Origin of the sequence: Flammeovirga sp. SJP92 (assembly GCF_001583495.1) — a bacterium.
Taxonomy (GTDB): Bacteria; Bacteroidota; Bacteroidia; order Cytophagales; family Flammeovirgaceae; genus Flammeovirga.
In genome coordinates this window covers 35,678-51,889 of record NZ_LQAQ01000107.1, presented here as the reverse complement: position 1 = coordinate 51,889, position 16,212 = coordinate 35,678, and the positions used below count along the sequence as shown (strand labels likewise).

Sequence of the window (16,212 nt, the reverse complement as noted above, 5' to 3'; positions counted from 1 at the left end):
CTAGGGATTGAAAACATCAAACTTGCATTAGATGACTTTGCATTATTACACACTGACAAGAATGGATTAGAAAGCTACCTTACTTTTTTTGGTGGAGAATTGGATGTTAATCAATTGAAGTCAAAAACTTCTTATGATAAGTATCTTGGGCAAATAAGGCCTAACCATGTTTTTTTTAAAGTGAAAGGACTTCAGTTTGAGAGAGACATTTCTCCTTATGTCATTTCTTCCAGTGAATTAGTCTTGGACTCTGGTGGTGATTCTATTTCAATTTATGATGCTCATATTCTTCCAAAAATGGGCTATAAATCAGTAGGGATTATTGACTCACTTTTCTTACTTCAAGTGGAAGAATTAAAAATTAAAGGAGCAGGAATAAAGTCTTTTGCCTATGACAAGAAAATAGACATTGACACTATATACACCAAAAACATCAGTTACCTCAATCCAGCCAAATCAAAAAAGGTAAAAAAGACTGGTACGTTTGCTGAAAAAAATTTACCAAAAGAAAAGGTTGTAGAACTACTTGACAACTTCGAAAGCATAGCCATCGATTATATCCAAGTAGACAGTAGTTCTGTTTCATTTAGAAGTCCTTCTAAGAATATCAACAGAAGGAATATTTCTCGTTTGATGAGAAGACAAAGAACAGAAACACCACTCAATAGTACTGAATTAAGTCCAAAAGAATTAAATAAATACAGTAAAAAGACGAATAGAATTAAAAACAGCAAACGCCTTTCAAGAGAAAGAAAAGAATTGTTGATTAATAATATTTTGGCTGAAACAAAAGGAAACCCAATCGATGTCTATACCTTATCTCCTACCGAAGATTCTCTGGAACGCTTAGAGCATCAAAAATCTTTTCAAAGTGTCTATAATGAAAACAGTATAAAAGACATCAACCTTAAGATTGAGGGTATTTATATCAATAATGAAACTATTCAATCTGAACGTGATTATGTTGATTTGGGATTGATAAATCTTACACTCGGAAAAAATATTTTCAACCTTAACAATGGAATGTATGCCATTGGTTTTGATTCTCTCAACTTCAACTCTCATTATGAGGATGTTTATCTCAAAAATTTCGCATTAATTCCCCGCTATTCTAAAAAGCTTTTTGGTATTGTAAATGAATATCAGACGGATAGAATTGAAATCAACATCAACGATCTATTGTTCAGAGGCTTTCATTTTAAAAACTACTTTTTTACAGATAATATTCACTTGAATGGAGTTGAAGTTGACCGTCTTAATCTATCAGCTTACAGAGATAAGACGGTTCCTGTAGATCCTTACAAGAAAAATCCTAAGATGATTCATACCATTTTTGAGGAATCGCCTTTAATATTCAAACTCGACACTATTACCATTACAGACAGTCATATTGACTATGAAGAATATAAAGGTAACATCAGAGCTAGAACAGAAGATCAAGAATTAGAAGGGAAATCAGGACAGTTTCAGCTGAATGACTTCACAGGTCAAATTTTTAATATCACCAACGATACTGCTAAGCTGTCAACCGACCCTTATACTGAAATGTATGTCAAAGGTATTCTGATGGATAAAGGAGGGCAATTAAAAATGTACTTTAGAATTCCTCCTCTAGATAGCCTTGGCACTTATTATTATGAAGGAGAAGTTGGGCAAATGGACCTTATTAAACTAAATCCATTGGTTGAGAGGCTTGAACTTGTAAAAATAAAAGATGGCAACCTCAAAAGAATGTACTTCAAAGTACTTGCAGATGACAGTGTAGCTATGGGCAATATGCAATTCAGGTATAAAAACCTTGAAGTGGATGTATTAAAAGATAAAGCTAAAAAGACTGGAGAGCTAAAAAGAAGAGCATTTTTAAGCTCTGTAGCCAATCTTCTCATCAGAGAAGAAAATCCTCGTTTTCCATCCATGAAACAAGGCCATATATATTATGAAAGAGATACCACTAAGTTTATTTTTAACTTCTGGGTAAAATCCGTGCTAACAGGAGTTGCAAGTACCCTTTCTCCACTTATGGAACCTGAAATACCAAAGAAGGATAAAGCAACTAAAATGGAAATTAGGTATATTGAGAAAAATACTAAACGAAAAAATAGATTAAAGGGACCTCTAAAAAAGGTCTATTAGATTTTTAAACAAAAATGAAAAAATACCTCTACATAAGCATTGGCGTTATTGTGTTTATCTTTTTTATTTGGCTTTTCCCTAAAGTCAATAGAAGAACTATCACAGCCACAGTGAATAAGACAGAAAGAATCAGAGGCTCTGTCCAAAATGGAGAACAAAAGTTAGATAAATATCTTATCTATACACTTGATAAAAACGATAAACCACACACTTTTGAGAACACAGATACATGGATCTGGTTCAAGTTCAACTCCTCTGATGTTTACGCTAAAATTCAGGATGGAGAAACTTATGATTTCAGTATTGTAGGTTTTAGAATCCCATTTTTATCAATGTATCCTAATATTATCAAAGTAGAAAAAGTACAACAACAATAACCAAACTTAAGTATTTTAATCATGAAATTTCCAACTATTAATTTTTTAGTTACTGTTTTTCTAATTGCGGGACTTATCTCTTGTGGTCAGAAATCCGAAACAAAAGAAGAGCATTCACATCACCAAGAAGAGAGTGCAGGTCACTCCCACGACCATGGACATAGCCACAAATCAGAAAGTATGAGTCTTGCTGATGGTAGCTATAAAGTGGACACTGAAAAAAGTTTTATCAAGTGGACGGGTAAAAAAATCACTGGAAGCTCTCACTATGGAAAATTAAAACTGACTTCAGGCACAGTTGCTGTTGAAGGCAATCAAATATCAGAAAATAGTGATTTCGATATTGATATGACAACAATAACTGTTGATGACATTCCTGCCGATGACAAGATGAACGGAAAATTGAAGGGACATTTGGAAAATAATGACTTCTTCAATGTTACTGAGTTCCCTATGGCGTCTTTTAAAGTAAGTAAAATTGCTAAAGGTGAAAAAGAAGGAATGATCAACGTAACAGGCGACCTTACTATCAAAGGTATCACAAATAGCATTTCATTCCCAGCTCATATCATGAATCATGATGGAACGCTACATGCAATGGCAGATATTGCTTTTGACAGAACAAAGTTTGACATCAAATATAAATCTAGCTCATTCTTCAGCGATTTAGGCGACAAAGCCATCGTTGACAACATTGAATTGGAATTACATTTATATGCTCAAAAATAAAGATATCGATCCGACAGTAATTTCTTAAAGCTGAAGTACTAAGGTGCAAAATTGTACTATACCAACAGAATAAGTGTAAAAATTCCACTAAATTATAATTTTTACATTTTTTCTTGTTTAGTTAATATTTTTTTTGTTATTTAGTACACGAAAACAGCAATAAGAAATAGTTTTTGGGTTATTAAAGGAATTAAAAAGGCCTTCACTTTGTGAAGGCCTTTTTTTAGTTAACAATTCTGATTTTTAAAATGTATGACTGCACTATTTTCAGAAAATAATGTCTAAATGAATAGAATAACATTCTTAATTATTACTTTTCCTTAGTATTCGTAGTTGTTTTCACTATGTTTATAGCTTAATTAGTAATAAAAAAGAATAACCTTATTCTTATTTTTGACAATTGCATTTATAGCATATCCAATGAGTGCAGTTCAATTTTTACATTACACCATTGATCTAATGAAATCCAATTTCATAAAAGTACTTATTACTTTATCAATAACCCTTTGTTTTCAACTTGAAGCAACGGCACAACATTTATTACAAACTGACAGTACCTTACATCCTACAGATACCTCTGAAGTAAAAACAAAGAAACAGTTACGGAAAGAGGCAAAGGAAAAGAAAAATTTAAGGTTTAGTATTCTAGGCGGACCTGGATATACTCCAGATTATGGTTTTCTAATTGGGATGAGTATGTTGTTTACATTTAAAACAGATACTACTGCACCTGACTTAAAACGATCTGTTGTTCCTATTGCTGGTGCTTGGCTTAGTTCAGGTGGCTTCAATTTAATTGCAAAACCCCAATTGTTCTTTAATAATGATAGGTTAAGGTATTTCGGTCAAGTCCAATACAGAAATAACTATGACAATTACTATGGCGTTGGCTTCAATACTAATGAAGCTACACTAAGAAGCGATTCAACAACTCAATTTTTCCAGAATTCAATTTCTATCAACGGCTCCTTTCTTTTTAGACATAAGGATACAGATTTCTTCATAGGGCCCTCATTTGATGTCACCTATAGAGATCTTTCTGAAATTGCAGCGGGTATGGCTATGGACCCAACCTATATTGCACAAGGTGGTACAGACGAAGGAATGTCTATCTGGAATGTAGGTATAGGTTTTGAAGTTTCTTATGACACAAGAGATATACCTGCAAACGCTTGGGAAGGAATATTCTTTGACCTTACCGCTAGATATTATGACACTTGGTTAGGCAGTGATACCAGATGGGGATTTTTGACTGCTGAATATAGGCAATACAAATTATTACCCTTTTTAGGAGAACGTAAAGTTTTAGCATGGACAGCAAAAATTCGATCATCATACGGTGATGTACCATTTACAGATATGTCTTTAATTGGATCTCCGTTCGATTTGAGAGGTTATTACTTAGGGCAGTACAGAGACAAAACTTCTGCATTTGCAATGGCCGAATATAGAAATATGTTCAATTCAAAATCGAAATTAGTCTCTAAGCTTGGCTTTGCTGTTTGGGGAGGTGTTGGTATGGTAGGACCCGATTTGATTACCCCTGGTGGCATATTACCCAACTTTGGTGCAGGCCTAAGAGTAGAAGTACAACCGCGTATGAATTTCAGAATCGATTTAGGTCGAGATCCACTAGCGGGGCAAAACTTAGTGTACTTTAATATGACTGAAGCTTTCTAATGAAAGAAAAAGTTTCTTAGAATAAGAGAAAAGGTAAGAGGATGAATTAAAAGTCCTCTTACCTTTTTTATTTATAGTCTTTCAATAATCATGGCTGAGGCTCCTCCTCCTCCATTACATATTGCAGCAAGACCTTTAGTTCCTTTCTGCTGTTGAAGCACTCCATTAAGCGTTACAACAATCCTGGTACCTGACGCACCTAAAGGATGCCCCATCGAAACTGCACCTCCGTGTACATTCACTTTGTCCAATGGAATTCCTAATTCCTTTGCAAAAGCTAGCGTCACAACCGAGAAAGCTTCATTGACTTCAAAAAAATCAATTTCTTCTTTCTTCAAGCCCGCTTTCTTTAAGGCTTTTTCTGCGGCAACAGGCGGAGCAATTGTAAACCATTCAGGTTCTTTTGAAGCGTCAGCAAAAGATAAGATTTTTGCAACAGGCTTCAAACCTAATCGCTCTACAGCTTTCTTACTTGCAAGAATCACAGCTGCCGCGCCGTCATTTATTGTAGATGCATTTGCTGCAGTTACTGTCCCCTCTTTTGTAAATACAGCTCTTAATGAAGGAATTTTCTCAAATTTCACTTTTTTGAATTCTTCATCTTCGGTTACCATTAAAGGATCACCTTTTCTCTGAGGAACACTAACTGGTACAATCTCATCTTTGAAAAGAAGATCTCCAGTGGCCATAGCCGTTCTTTTATAGGAATTAATTGCAAACTCATCCTGTTCTTCTCTACTGATTTCACAACGAACTGCTGTAGCATCTGCACAAACACCCATAGGTTGATTATTATAAGCATCTGCTAAACCATCTCTAACAAGACCATCTAACATTTGTCCATGCCCATAACCATAGCCGTAGCGTCCTTTAGGAATATAGTATGGTATGTTTGACATTGATTCCATACCTCCAGCTACTACAATATCATTATCTCCGAGCATGATTGATTGAGCACCCAACATTATCGTTTTCATTCCTGATGAACACACCTTATTAATCGTAGTACAAGGTATATCATGTCCAATTCCTGCTCCTAATGCTGTTTGTTTTGCTGGTGCTTGACCAAGGTTTGAAGCTATTACATTACCCATGTAAACCTCATTTACTTCAGAGGCTGCAACATTTGCTTTTTCTAAAGCTCCTTTAATAGCAAAAGATCCTAGTTCTGTAGCCGAGAATGAGGATAATGCTCCTCCAAAACTCCCTATAGGAGTCCTTACCGCCGAAACGATATATACTTCTTCCATAGTGTTTAAATAATGTGTTGTTTAATTTATTGGTTATTTGGATGTAATTTAGTGTAAGCTAAAAAAATTAGCTCTTGAAATAATGAAAGTACCAATTTTATATATTGTAATATTGACACTTGATTAATTTCAGAACTAATTTAGAGCTATTTTCTTGAATCAGCTATTTTTTAGGCAAAAAAAAACTGCTACATAATCAAGTTATGTAACAGTTTTTGTTGGAATATCTATAACAATTATCTAGAACCGAAGTTGATATTGAAGATTCCTCTTACTTCAAAGTTTGAAGTAGAAACTTTTAAATCTTCACCAAGTCCAGTGTCATAGTTAACATTCGAGATTAAGTGATAAACTGCAGCTAATTGGAAGAAACCTAAGTTTAAACCAACTTCTGGAGATACACCGAATGCAGACTTGCTATCGAATCCTTGAGTTGCAGGAACGATATTATACATACCGATACCTAAACCTACGTGAGGTCTAACTTTATTTTCACCGAAGTGGTATTTACCTTTTAAAGAGTAGTTACCAATTCCTGTAGCATCTAAACCGTTGCTATCTTCTCCTTCTTCTTTCAAAATTGCCGCAGCTGAAGCAAATTCAACACCTACTGAAATTTTAGGGTTGATATTGTAATAGAAGTTACCAAGGAAGTTAAAACCAGTACCTTTTGTCTTTGATTCCAAATCACCAAAAGTACCTTTTTGACCCATGAAAGAAACACCTGCACCTAAACCAATAGTGAATTTTTTATCTTGTGCGTTTGCTGAAACAATAGATGCTAGAGCTAAAAGTAAAACTAAGATTGACTTTTTCATTATAAAAATAAATTTGTTGTGTTTTAGTTATAAACAATAGTTTAAAAAAATACATTAATTCCAACGACACAAAGCTTTCACTTGTTAAGATCTAAAGCAAATCATGGTTGTAATTTTTCATAAAAAAATAAAATAATTTATATTTATTCTTTTAATATTAACAATACGGACCCAGAAACAGTATAAAAATTTACTAAAATTATATTTAGAACGTACATTTTTTTTAATCTTAACAATCAAAGAATACCTCTTATAACAACACATACAACACCACCTTCTTATAACTTGAATATCACTTTAACAAGATCAGAAAATGATTAAGTCAAATAAATAATAGAGGAAATTCAACAAGAGGAAGGTATTATCATTTTTACTAAAAAAGGTACTAACGAAAATTAGAATTCAATAAAAATTTGAACATAAAAAAAGCCGACAACATTGCTGTTATCGGCTTATCGAATCACAAGTGATCCGACCAGGACTCGAACCTGGAACCTACTGCTTAGAAGGCAGTTGCTCTATCCAGTTGAGCTATCGGACCATCCTTAAAAGTTCTTCTAGTCGGGATGGCAGGATTCGAACCTGCGACCCCCTGGTCCCAAACCAGGTACACTAACCGGACTGTGCTACATCCCGAAGAATTCCTAAGAAGGAATGGTTTTTCAATTGTGATCCGACCAGGACTCGAACCTGGAACCTACTGCTTAGAAGGCAGTTGCTCTATCCAGTTGAGCTATCGGACCATCCTTTTAAAGTTCTTTATCGTCGGGATGGCAGGATTCGAACCTGCGACCCCCTGGTCCCAAACCAGGTACACTAACCGGACTGTGCTACATCCCGATAAGTTTCTTTAAAAGAAACATTAAACAAAAACAGTGATCCGACCAGGACTCGAACCTGGAACCTACTGCTTAGAAGGCAGTTGCTCTATCCAGTTGAGCTATCGGACCATACCTTTGAAAGTAATTCAAAAGTCGGGATGGCAGGATTCGAACCTGCGACCCCCTGGTCCCAAACCAGGTACACTAACCGGACTGTGCTACATCCCGAATGTGTCTCTCAAAAGGACTGTTTTTGTTTAACGCGGTGCAAAGGTGTAGGTATTTTTCTAACTGTGCAAGTATCTTTAAAACTTTTTTCTGTCAACCAATGTAAACGTATTATTTCTCAAGGAATTAAATGTTAAAATAAAATGAATAAATTATTTATTTGCCTTTAAAAGACGGTATCCAACCACTCTATCGGCCCTATCACCCGGTCCTCGGTAGTAGACTAAAATCTCATATTCATTCTTTGTCAGGTTAAAACTTCCCTCAATTTCTACATCATCACGGGTCAAATTAGATGTATTAACAACAGTATACATGTAATCATATCTTCCTTGTTTCACAATTGCTGACCCTACATAGGCTTTTTGGCCTGCATCATAGACTAATTTATTCTCTTCATTCAATTGCCATTGAGAAAAACCTCCATATGCATACACATCTCCCACATATTGTTTTTCAGATTTTAGAGTAAAAAACACTTCCATATAATCAGACTCCAGCCAATAATCACGTTTACCGAACGCTCCAATTACATATCCACCATTATAATCATTCTGTTGTTGATTAAAAGCCTTTCTGTTCCTTACTAAATCGTTTCTCAATCTTACCTTCCTAAAGTTTTTCATAATATCAGTTGATGAAACAGATGCTCCACTTGTGTTAATACTACTTACTTCAAAGACCCTGAATTCATTGCTTCCCAAAAATGCATTCTCTCCATCATAATAACTGTAATCCAAAACATTTTCATGTCCTCTCACAAAACGTGGCTGAAGATTCACAATAGAGTTATCCCATCTATTATTTTGAAGAATTGTAACAGAAAAATCTTTGTTAGGGTTGACGACAGTCAATCCTCCGTAGTTAACTGTAAAGTCTATTTGCTGCATATATCTTCTTTCACTACCTTTCATTTCAACCATCTTGGAAGCTACTGAAGCTGTGTTTTCATAAACAACAAACCTTTTTGTTATTATAAGGTCATCTTTATCTCCTTCATGATAAACTTTCAATAAATAATTACCTGACATTTTCACTTTAGGCAACTCAAACATAAAATGCACATAAGGCACACTTGTATTCATTGAGAAATCAAAATCGTTTAATTTAAAGGAGTTGTAACTCGACATAAACTCAATAGGCTGTAATTCTGATGGAGTCCAATCCTTATTACAATGGACAATTTCTGCTTCAAAATAATCTGCATCATCTCCAAAGAGATCAAATTCAAGTACTAATGGAAACTGTCTATTTAAACTGACAATAGGTGAATTGAGCTGAGGAATACTTTTACTGCCTCCTTTCGAATACAATTGAACCGTTCTCACATTAGGATCATATACGTAATCTGCATACCTGATCTTTTTGTTTTCATAATCCTTGGAGGTTACAATCTCCCACTTTGCCGGCTGTGCCTTTATAAGGTTACTTGTAAATGATAAGACGATAAAAAAAAGGGGAAGTAACTTAAGCATGTTGTTTGATTTAGATTTATAGAATAATTAGTAATATACTAGAGGTAAAATAAGCCATCTATCATTATTTGTTATGAATCGTTCTTCTACAATTCCTTAAACAGCAAATCAAAAAAATTCTCTATTGATTACTTTCAGCAATTTAAGATAAAAATGGATTCGATTTTGGAATTAATAGCAAAATAACAATAGTAGAATGTACATCGCCCTGCAATGCGAAAGAAAATTCTATGTTTTATTCAATTCATAATCAAAAAGTACAATAAGTGAATAATTATTCATATTTAGAATCATTCTCAATAAGTGTTTTTATTACGTTATTTATAACAAAATCAAAGTAGTTGTGATTTAGGTAATTATATTTATTCAACTATTTACATTTAAATATTTGTAAATACGCATTGAAAGTACTTTATTAGTAATAAATACTCTGCATGCATAACATTTTTATGATGTAAGTAGTTAAGTATACACAATAAACACACAGAAACTTTTTAAGCATTATGATTCAGATTGTGCAACAGCTCGCTTTTGTAGCCGCAATCGGTTTTACAGGATATTTGGTAACCAAGAGAGCTACATTTATTTATAAAAACATATTCCTTGGAAAGGATGTAGAAATAAAAGGTGATCAGCAAAAAAGACTCGGAAACATGTTTCGTTTGGCTTTCGGTCAACAGAAAATGTTTGACAGACCTTTAGTAGGTTTGATGCACTTTGCAGTTTACGCAGGATTTCTTTTGATTAATATTGAAGTTCTTGAAATTGTATTAGACGGCATCACTGGTCAGCATCGTATTTTTGCTAACGTTATACCTAGTTCTATTTATCATTTCATTGTCAGCTTCTTTGAAATAATGGCCTTGGCTGTCACTGTTTCATGTTTTATTTTCCTTATAAGAAGGAATGCGTTGAAAATCCCCCGCTTTCATATGGAAGAAATGAAGGGATGGCCTTATAGAGACGCCAACATTATTTTATATGCCGAGATCATTTTGATGACAATGTTGTTTTCAATGAATGCCTCAGACGCGGTACTCCAGCAGATGGGAAATGAACACTACCCTATTGTAGGTACTTTCGTGATCAGTCAATTCTTGGCACCTCTCTTTTCCGGTCTTTCTGAAACAGCTTTAGTAGCCGTTGAGAGAACTGCGTGGTGGGTACATATATTAGGTATTTTTGCATTCTCAGTATATATCACTTATTCAAAACACCTTCATATCTTCCTGGCCTTCCCCAACACCTATTTTGCGAAAATGGAACCTAAGGGTAAAATGGAGAATATGGAATCTGTTACTAATGAGGTGAAAATCATGTTAGGAATGCCTGTCGAGAATACAGATCAAGGTGACTCTGATGAAATGCCAACTTTTGGTGCTAAAGATGTCCAGGACTTGACATGGAGAAACGTAATGAATGCTTACTCATGTACAGAATGTGGCCGTTGTACTTCTCAGTGCCCTGCCAATATTACTGGTAAAAAACTCTCTCCTAGAAAAGTAATGATGGATGTAAGAGATAGAGCAGAGGAAATTGGTAAAAACAGAGATGCTAATGGGGGTACATTCCAAGACGACGGAAAAATGCTGTACGGTGACTATATTTCTAAAGAAGAACTGATGGCTTGTACTTCATGTAATGCATGTGCTGAAGCTTGCCCAATAAATATTGATCCTCTTGGTATCATTTTAGAAATGAGAAGATATGTTGCAATGGAAGAATCGGGAACACCTCAAGAATGGAATATGGTCTTCCAAAACATTGAAAACAACCAAGCACCTTGGGCTTTTGCTGCAAGTGATCGTTTCAAATGGGGTGAAGAATTAAGAACACAAGAAGTAAAGAAGTCAGATACTGACAATATCAAAGCCTAATTCAATTTACATCGACAAAAAAGACACACATAATAATGACAGATACAAATTTCTTAAAAGTACCGACGATGGCCGAAATGGTTGAGCAAGGAAAACATCCTGAAGTATTATTTTGGGTAGGTTGCGCCGGTTCTTATGATGATAGATATAAAAGAGTAATTACAGCATTTGTAAAAATTCTAAATGAAGTGAATGTCAACTTCGCCGTTTTAGGCCCTGAAGAAAGTTGTACTGGCGACCCTGCAAGAAGGGCTGGAAATGAGTTTTTATTCCAAATGCAGGCAATGCAAAATATTGAAGTGTTGAATGCTTATGAAATAAAGAAAATTGTAACCGCTTGTCCACACTGTTTTAATACGATTAAAAATGAATACCCTGCTCTAGGCGGTAATTATGATGTAGTGCATCATTCTGAATTCCTTCAAGGATTAATCGACGAAGGAAAACTTTCTGTTGATGGTGGCGAAGCTTTCAAAGGAAAGAAAATCACTTTTCATGACTCCTGTTATCTCGGAAGAGCCAATGACATTTACCAAGCTCCAAGAACAGTAATTGAAGCATTGGATGCTGATTTGGTAGAAATGAAACGTTGCAAAAAGAACGGATTGTGCTGCGGTGCAGGTGGGGCACAAATGTTCAAAGAACCAGAACAAGGCAATAAAGATATTAATATTGAGCGCACAGAAGAAGCGATCTCAACAGGAGCAGAAGTTGTTGCAGCCGGTTGTCCATTCTGTATGACAATGATCAGTGACGGTATCAAAAACAAAGAAAAAGAGAAAGATGTAAAAGTAATGGATTTGGCAGAGCTTGTAGCCGAGTCAAAAGGATTATAACAGAACTATATATTACCAATTCAAATCATTCATCCATTAGGAGCCCCTCAAAAGGCTCCTTTTTTATTTCTTTAAAACAGTTTATTAAACAATCAGTTCAAAACATTTAGAAACTAAGTGTATATTGCATAAAAAAGAATTATCAAATGAAAAGTATAAATCAGCTACCGGATTCTTCCCGTATTTGGATTTACCAATCAAATAGAGCCTTCACTTCTGAAGAACAAAAAAGCATCACTTCATTGCTTGAGCAGTTTATTTCTACATGGAATGCACACGGAAGTGAATTGGATGCAAGCTTCAGCATAGAAAAAGGACAATTTATTGTCATAACAGTGGATGAAGGAGTGCATGCGGCTTCAGGTTGTTCTATTGATAAATCTGTTGGCGTTATCCGATCTATTGAATCTTCGCTTAATGTGTCTTTATTTGAAAGAACGACAGTGGCTTATCTGAATGAAGAAGATAAAGTTGCTACTTTCAAAATGAACGAAGCAAAAAATATGGTTTCTGAAGGCCAATTAAAACCTTCTACTTTAATTTTTGACAATACCATCCAAACATTAGGAGATTTCCGTGCAAGATGGATTGTAGAAGCAAGTAATTCCTGGCTAAAAAGATATTTTAAAATTACAGCTTAAAAAGCCTTATGAGCATGTTTGAAATATGTCTTTCAGTAAAAATTCACCCTTTCAGAACGTGAGTTTATTAATGTCTTCACAACCTAAAATGGAAAATTTTTACTTCAAAAAAATATATTCCAAACATACTCTAAGTGACTATTCTAATGATAGTCACTTTTTTTTATAAAAGCACATATATTTATACATTAAGTACTGTGACAGAAGAAAAGGGATGATTTTAGTTTAATATTTTTTATTCTAATCAAGGCAGATTTACAGAACATAGCCTTAGTTAAGCTATAAAAATCTAACAAAGAGTAGGGTAAAAAAGATAAGATAAAATATCCATTTGCTTTTGTCCCAGTACTTACATATTAACTAAACCTAGTGTTATGAATGAAAGAAACTTATTAATAGTAAGTACCTCTACAGTACATGGAAAACCTTATTTATCCTATTGTGAGGAAACGATTCAATCCTTCTTTGAAGGAGCCAATGAAGTAATTTTTATCCCATTTGCACGCCCAGGTGGAATTTCTCATGATGAATACACTGCAATAGCCGCTAAAAAGTTCAATGCACTTGGTTTTAAAATGAGAGGGTTACACGAGTTTGAAGATCCGAAATCAGCTTTAGCTGTTGCTTCAGGAGTTTTCACCGGTGGTGGAAATACTTTCGTATTGTTAGATCAATTACAAAAATTAGGTTTGATTGAAACGATCAAAACAAGAGTAAGTGAAGGCATGAAGTATATGGGAACAAGTGCAGGCTCTAATATCACAGGCCTTACTATTAATACCACCAACGATATGCCTATTGCACACCCGGCAACTTTAGATGCTTTGGGTTTGGTGCCGTTTAACTTGAACCCGCATTACTTAGATCCAGATCCAACCTCAAAACATATGGGGGAAACAAGAGAAACTAGAATTAAAGAATTCCACACTTACAATGATCAGATAGTAGTTGGACTTCGTGAAGGTTCATGGTTAAGGGTTGAAGGCGATTACATTCGCTTGGAAGGACCTCTTTCTGCAAGAATTTTTGAGCAAGGGAAAACACCTTATGAATTAACTCCTGAGGATGATTTCAACTTCCTTTTGAAATAACTATAGATTAGGATCATTATGCACATCGAACTCAAATAATTCTTTTTAAGCAAGTTATCAAACTTAAAGTGATGGTATAATGGTCCTAATTTTCTTTAATATTTCTCATTATTAATAATAAATATCCTATTTTCGTTTTCAATAAAAATTTCATATTGCTACTGCTTAATACAAATAATGTACAAAGCCAAAAATAATTGACAACTAATTTTGTCTTAGTACTTAGCATTCAAGTTCTATATTATATTACATGGATAATTATTACGACATACTGGGGATTGATAGAAGTGCAGGAAAAAGAGAAATAAAAAAAGCTTACCTGACTTTAGCTAAAAAGTATCATCCTGATGTAAATAAAAGTAATTCAGATTTTGAAGAAAAATTCAAACTCATCAATGAAGCCTACAATACTCTTTATGATGACACTAAAAAATTTCAATACGATAACGGATTAAATTACTTTTCATTTCATAATACTACTGCAACTACTGAGAATCCTCCTACACAAAGGGCATACACTCCAGAAGAAGAACAAAGAAGAGAAGATTATCGAACTAACGTTCAGGAAGAAAAGATAAAGGAGAAGAAGCAATACAAGAAATATGTACCCTATATCGTAGGCGGGTACGTGGTAGCCATGATTGGGCTTATTTCTTTTTTTGTCCAGCACCAGAGTAAACTGGCAGACAAGGCTTATGCTTCTGGCTTAACAAATCTAAAAGAAAACAGAATACGCCTCGCTCACAAAGATATTAAACAGTTGCTTGAATTTGAGGATTATCAAAGAGCAAAAGTAATTCAATCAGGAATTGAAGTTTTATCTAAAAATCCATCCTCAGCATTGTATCATATTCAAAATGTTGAAAGAGAAATGAAGGGGGAGACCGCCTTTTCTGGAGATTTATATTATTATAAAGGAAGAGCACTTTATTTGGATGGTGACGGCATTGGAGCTATACAAGCTTTTGAATTAGCTTATGAATATAAAAATGGTGGAAGTGAGATTGATTTTTGGATGGGCAAAACTTATAATGATCTTTTAATGGAATATGAAAAAGCTACTAAATGCTTTCAGAAAGTAACCAAAGAAAGTATACATTATGAGGAAAGTATATTAATGACAGGAGTAGCACTTCAAAACGGGCGTCAATTCAACTTATCACAGCAATACTTATTACAAGCTTTAAACTTCAAAAAACAGAAGGCGTTGGCCAACTATTATTTAGGATGGCACTATGAATTGAGTCAGAAAAATTCTAATAACGCATGTATTTATTGGGAAACTTCAGCAAAACAAGGTTACGCAGAAGCACTTTACCAATTCAGAAGGCATTGTCAATAATTTATGACAATGCCTTTTTTAAAGAACTATTTACTGTTTATCTACTTTCAAGAATATCAGAAGATAATTGTGTTCCAACTTTAGTCAATGTGGCAAAAGTTCCTCTAGGGCTTATTTCTACTCCCTCTACTATGCCTTCTTTTTCAAACTGTTCAATGATAGTATTAAGTTCATAAGTTGAAAAAGGAATTCCTAAGATTCTTGACAAGTTCTGCAAAGACATCGCTTTGTGTGTATTCATCGCTACTATAAGCTGTTTTGATCTTCTAGAAGTGGGCATGTGATGAAAGTTTAATTGATTACTTAAGTTAAATTCCAATAATGGTAGAAGCCATTTAATTACAGCCCAAAACTCCAACTATATCACTTAAATAACTCTGACTCAAATCACTAATTAACATTTATATAAAATCATTAAATACTTTCTTGAATAATTGAATTTTGGTGCCATAATTGAACACCATCTAACAAAGACAATTACAATGGAACAGACACTCTTTTGTTTCAGATTACATACAAATTTCTCATGAATTCTCCAGATCATTTCATAAAAACAGAGCACGACGAGACGCTCAAACTCTTAGTAGATAGAATAAAATCTATTGCTCAAAGAAATAAATTAGGTTTTACATTCGACCTTTCTACCAAAGAAATCTTCAAAAAGGAAAAAGGCTACATCATAGCTTTTCAAGCAACACAAAATAAATTTGATAACGAAGGAATTAAGTTCTGCATCAGACATGCTCTAAAACACCAAAAACTCATAGGAGGTTGGCATGACCCTCAGAACTTTCTTTATTACTTCGATTCTGTAATGTATGTGGAAGATAAAGAAGAAGCCATAAGATTAGGGCGGGAAAACAAGCAGATTTCTATTTTTGATTTTGAGACCTCTGAAGGCCTATTCTTATAGG

14 protein-coding genes and 6 tRNA genes are annotated in these 16,212 nt (G+C 34.4%); 10 read left to right on the top strand and 10 right to left on the bottom strand.

Going from position 1 to position 16,212, the window contains the following annotated elements; all coding sequences use genetic code 11:
- The 4 genes from AVL50_RS33440 to AVL50_RS27805 all read left to right on the top strand — a co-directional run.
- The coding region (locus tag AVL50_RS33440; RefSeq protein ID WP_062620542.1) for a hypothetical protein at nt 1–2,133 on the top strand (2,133 nt) is incomplete at its 5' end.
- Nucleotides 2,134–2,147: 14 nt separating this feature from the next.
- Entirely contained in the window at nt 2,148–2,510 is a 363-nt protein-coding gene (locus AVL50_RS27815) for a DUF1523 family protein (RefSeq protein WP_062620540.1), read from the top strand.
- A 21-nt stretch (nt 2,511–2,531) separates the two neighbouring features.
- Nucleotides 2,532–3,239, top strand: coding sequence for a YceI family protein (locus AVL50_RS27810; RefSeq protein ID WP_062620537.1), 708 nt, complete (start codon nt 2,532–2,534; stop codon nt 3,237–3,239).
- 459 nt (nt 3,240–3,698) lie between these two features.
- Nucleotides 3,699–4,919 carry a BamA/TamA family outer membrane protein gene (locus AVL50_RS27805; RefSeq protein ID WP_063850964.1) on the top strand — a complete coding sequence of 407 codons (1,221 nt, stop codon included), beginning with the start codon at nt 3,699–3,701 and terminating at the stop codon, nt 4,917–4,919.
- A 71-nt stretch (nt 4,920–4,990) separates the two neighbouring features.
- On the opposite strand, the gene AVL50_RS27800 is transcribed toward AVL50_RS27805, so the two are convergent.
- From AVL50_RS27800 to AVL50_RS27760, 9 genes are all read right to left on the bottom strand, one after another.
- Complete coding sequence (locus AVL50_RS27800) at nt 4,991–6,169, bottom strand: acetyl-CoA C-acyltransferase (protein WP_062620534.1); 1,179 nt, start codon at nt 6,167–6,169, stop codon at nt 4,991–4,993.
- A gap of 236 nt (nt 6,170–6,405) precedes the next feature.
- On the bottom strand, nt 6,406–6,987 hold the full coding sequence (locus AVL50_RS27795; protein WP_062620531.1) for an outer membrane beta-barrel protein: 582 nt from the start codon (nt 6,985–6,987) through the stop codon (nt 6,406–6,408).
- 467 nt (nt 6,988–7,454) lie between these two features.
- Nucleotides 7,455–7,528, bottom strand: a tRNA-Arg gene (locus tag AVL50_RS27790).
- Nucleotides 7,529–7,548: 20 nt separating this feature from the next.
- Nucleotides 7,549–7,623, bottom strand: a tRNA-Pro gene (locus tag AVL50_RS27785).
- A 33-nt stretch (nt 7,624–7,656) separates the two neighbouring features.
- A tRNA-Arg gene (locus tag AVL50_RS27780) sits at nt 7,657–7,730 on the bottom strand.
- Nucleotides 7,731–7,752: 22 nt separating this feature from the next.
- Nucleotides 7,753–7,827: transfer RNA gene (locus AVL50_RS27775), tRNA-Pro, on the bottom strand.
- A gap of 36 nt (nt 7,828–7,863) precedes the next feature.
- Nucleotides 7,864–7,937, bottom strand: a tRNA-Arg gene (locus tag AVL50_RS27770).
- Nucleotides 7,938–7,961: 24 nt separating this feature from the next.
- Nucleotides 7,962–8,036 (bottom strand) — tRNA-Pro (locus tag AVL50_RS27765).
- Between the two features lie 152 nt (nt 8,037–8,188).
- Complete coding sequence (locus tag AVL50_RS27760; protein WP_062620529.1) at nt 8,189–9,511, bottom strand: DUF5103 domain-containing protein; 1,323 nt, start codon at nt 9,509–9,511, stop codon at nt 8,189–8,191.
- A gap of 506 nt (nt 9,512–10,017) precedes the next feature.
- On the opposite strand from AVL50_RS27760, the gene AVL50_RS27755 reads away from it, so the two are divergent.
- From AVL50_RS27755 to AVL50_RS33760, 5 genes are all read left to right on the top strand, one after another.
- Nucleotides 10,018–11,388: a (Fe-S)-binding protein gene (locus AVL50_RS27755; RefSeq protein WP_062620546.1), complete on the top strand. Its 1,371-nt coding sequence runs from the start codon at nt 10,018–10,020 to the stop codon at nt 11,386–11,388.
- A gap of 35 nt (nt 11,389–11,423) precedes the next feature.
- On the top strand, nt 11,424–12,224 hold the full coding sequence (locus AVL50_RS27750) for a (Fe-S)-binding protein (protein WP_062620527.1): 801 nt from the start codon (nt 11,424–11,426) through the stop codon (nt 12,222–12,224).
- Between the two features lie 146 nt (nt 12,225–12,370).
- The gene (locus AVL50_RS27745; RefSeq protein WP_062620526.1) at nt 12,371–12,865 is read left to right on the top strand and encodes a hypothetical protein; all 495 of its coding nucleotides are present in this window, start codon (nt 12,371–12,373) and stop codon (nt 12,863–12,865) included.
- A 374-nt stretch (nt 12,866–13,239) separates the two neighbouring features.
- Nucleotides 13,240–13,956 carry a dipeptidase PepE gene (pepE, locus tag AVL50_RS27740; RefSeq protein WP_062620524.1) on the top strand — a complete coding sequence of 239 codons (717 nt, stop codon included), beginning with the start codon at nt 13,240–13,242 and terminating at the stop codon, nt 13,954–13,956.
- Nucleotides 13,957–14,206: 250 nt separating this feature from the next.
- The gene (locus AVL50_RS33760; protein ID WP_062620522.1) at nt 14,207–15,298 is read left to right on the top strand and encodes a DnaJ domain-containing protein; all 1,092 of its coding nucleotides are present in this window, start codon (nt 14,207–14,209) and stop codon (nt 15,296–15,298) included.
- A gap of 37 nt (nt 15,299–15,335) precedes the next feature.
- Here the strand turns inward: AVL50_RS33760 and AVL50_RS27730 are convergent, their stop codons facing one another.
- Complete coding sequence (locus AVL50_RS27730) at nt 15,336–15,578, bottom strand: hypothetical protein (RefSeq protein ID WP_062620521.1); 243 nt, start codon at nt 15,576–15,578, stop codon at nt 15,336–15,338.
- 246 nt (nt 15,579–15,824) lie between these two features.
- On the opposite strand from AVL50_RS27730, the gene AVL50_RS27725 reads away from it, so the two are divergent.
- Nucleotides 15,825–16,211, top strand: a complete 387-nt coding sequence (locus AVL50_RS27725; protein WP_062620519.1) for a hypothetical protein — start codon at nt 15,825–15,827, stop codon at nt 16,209–16,211.
- The last annotated feature ends 1 nt before the right edge of the window (nt 16,212 follow it).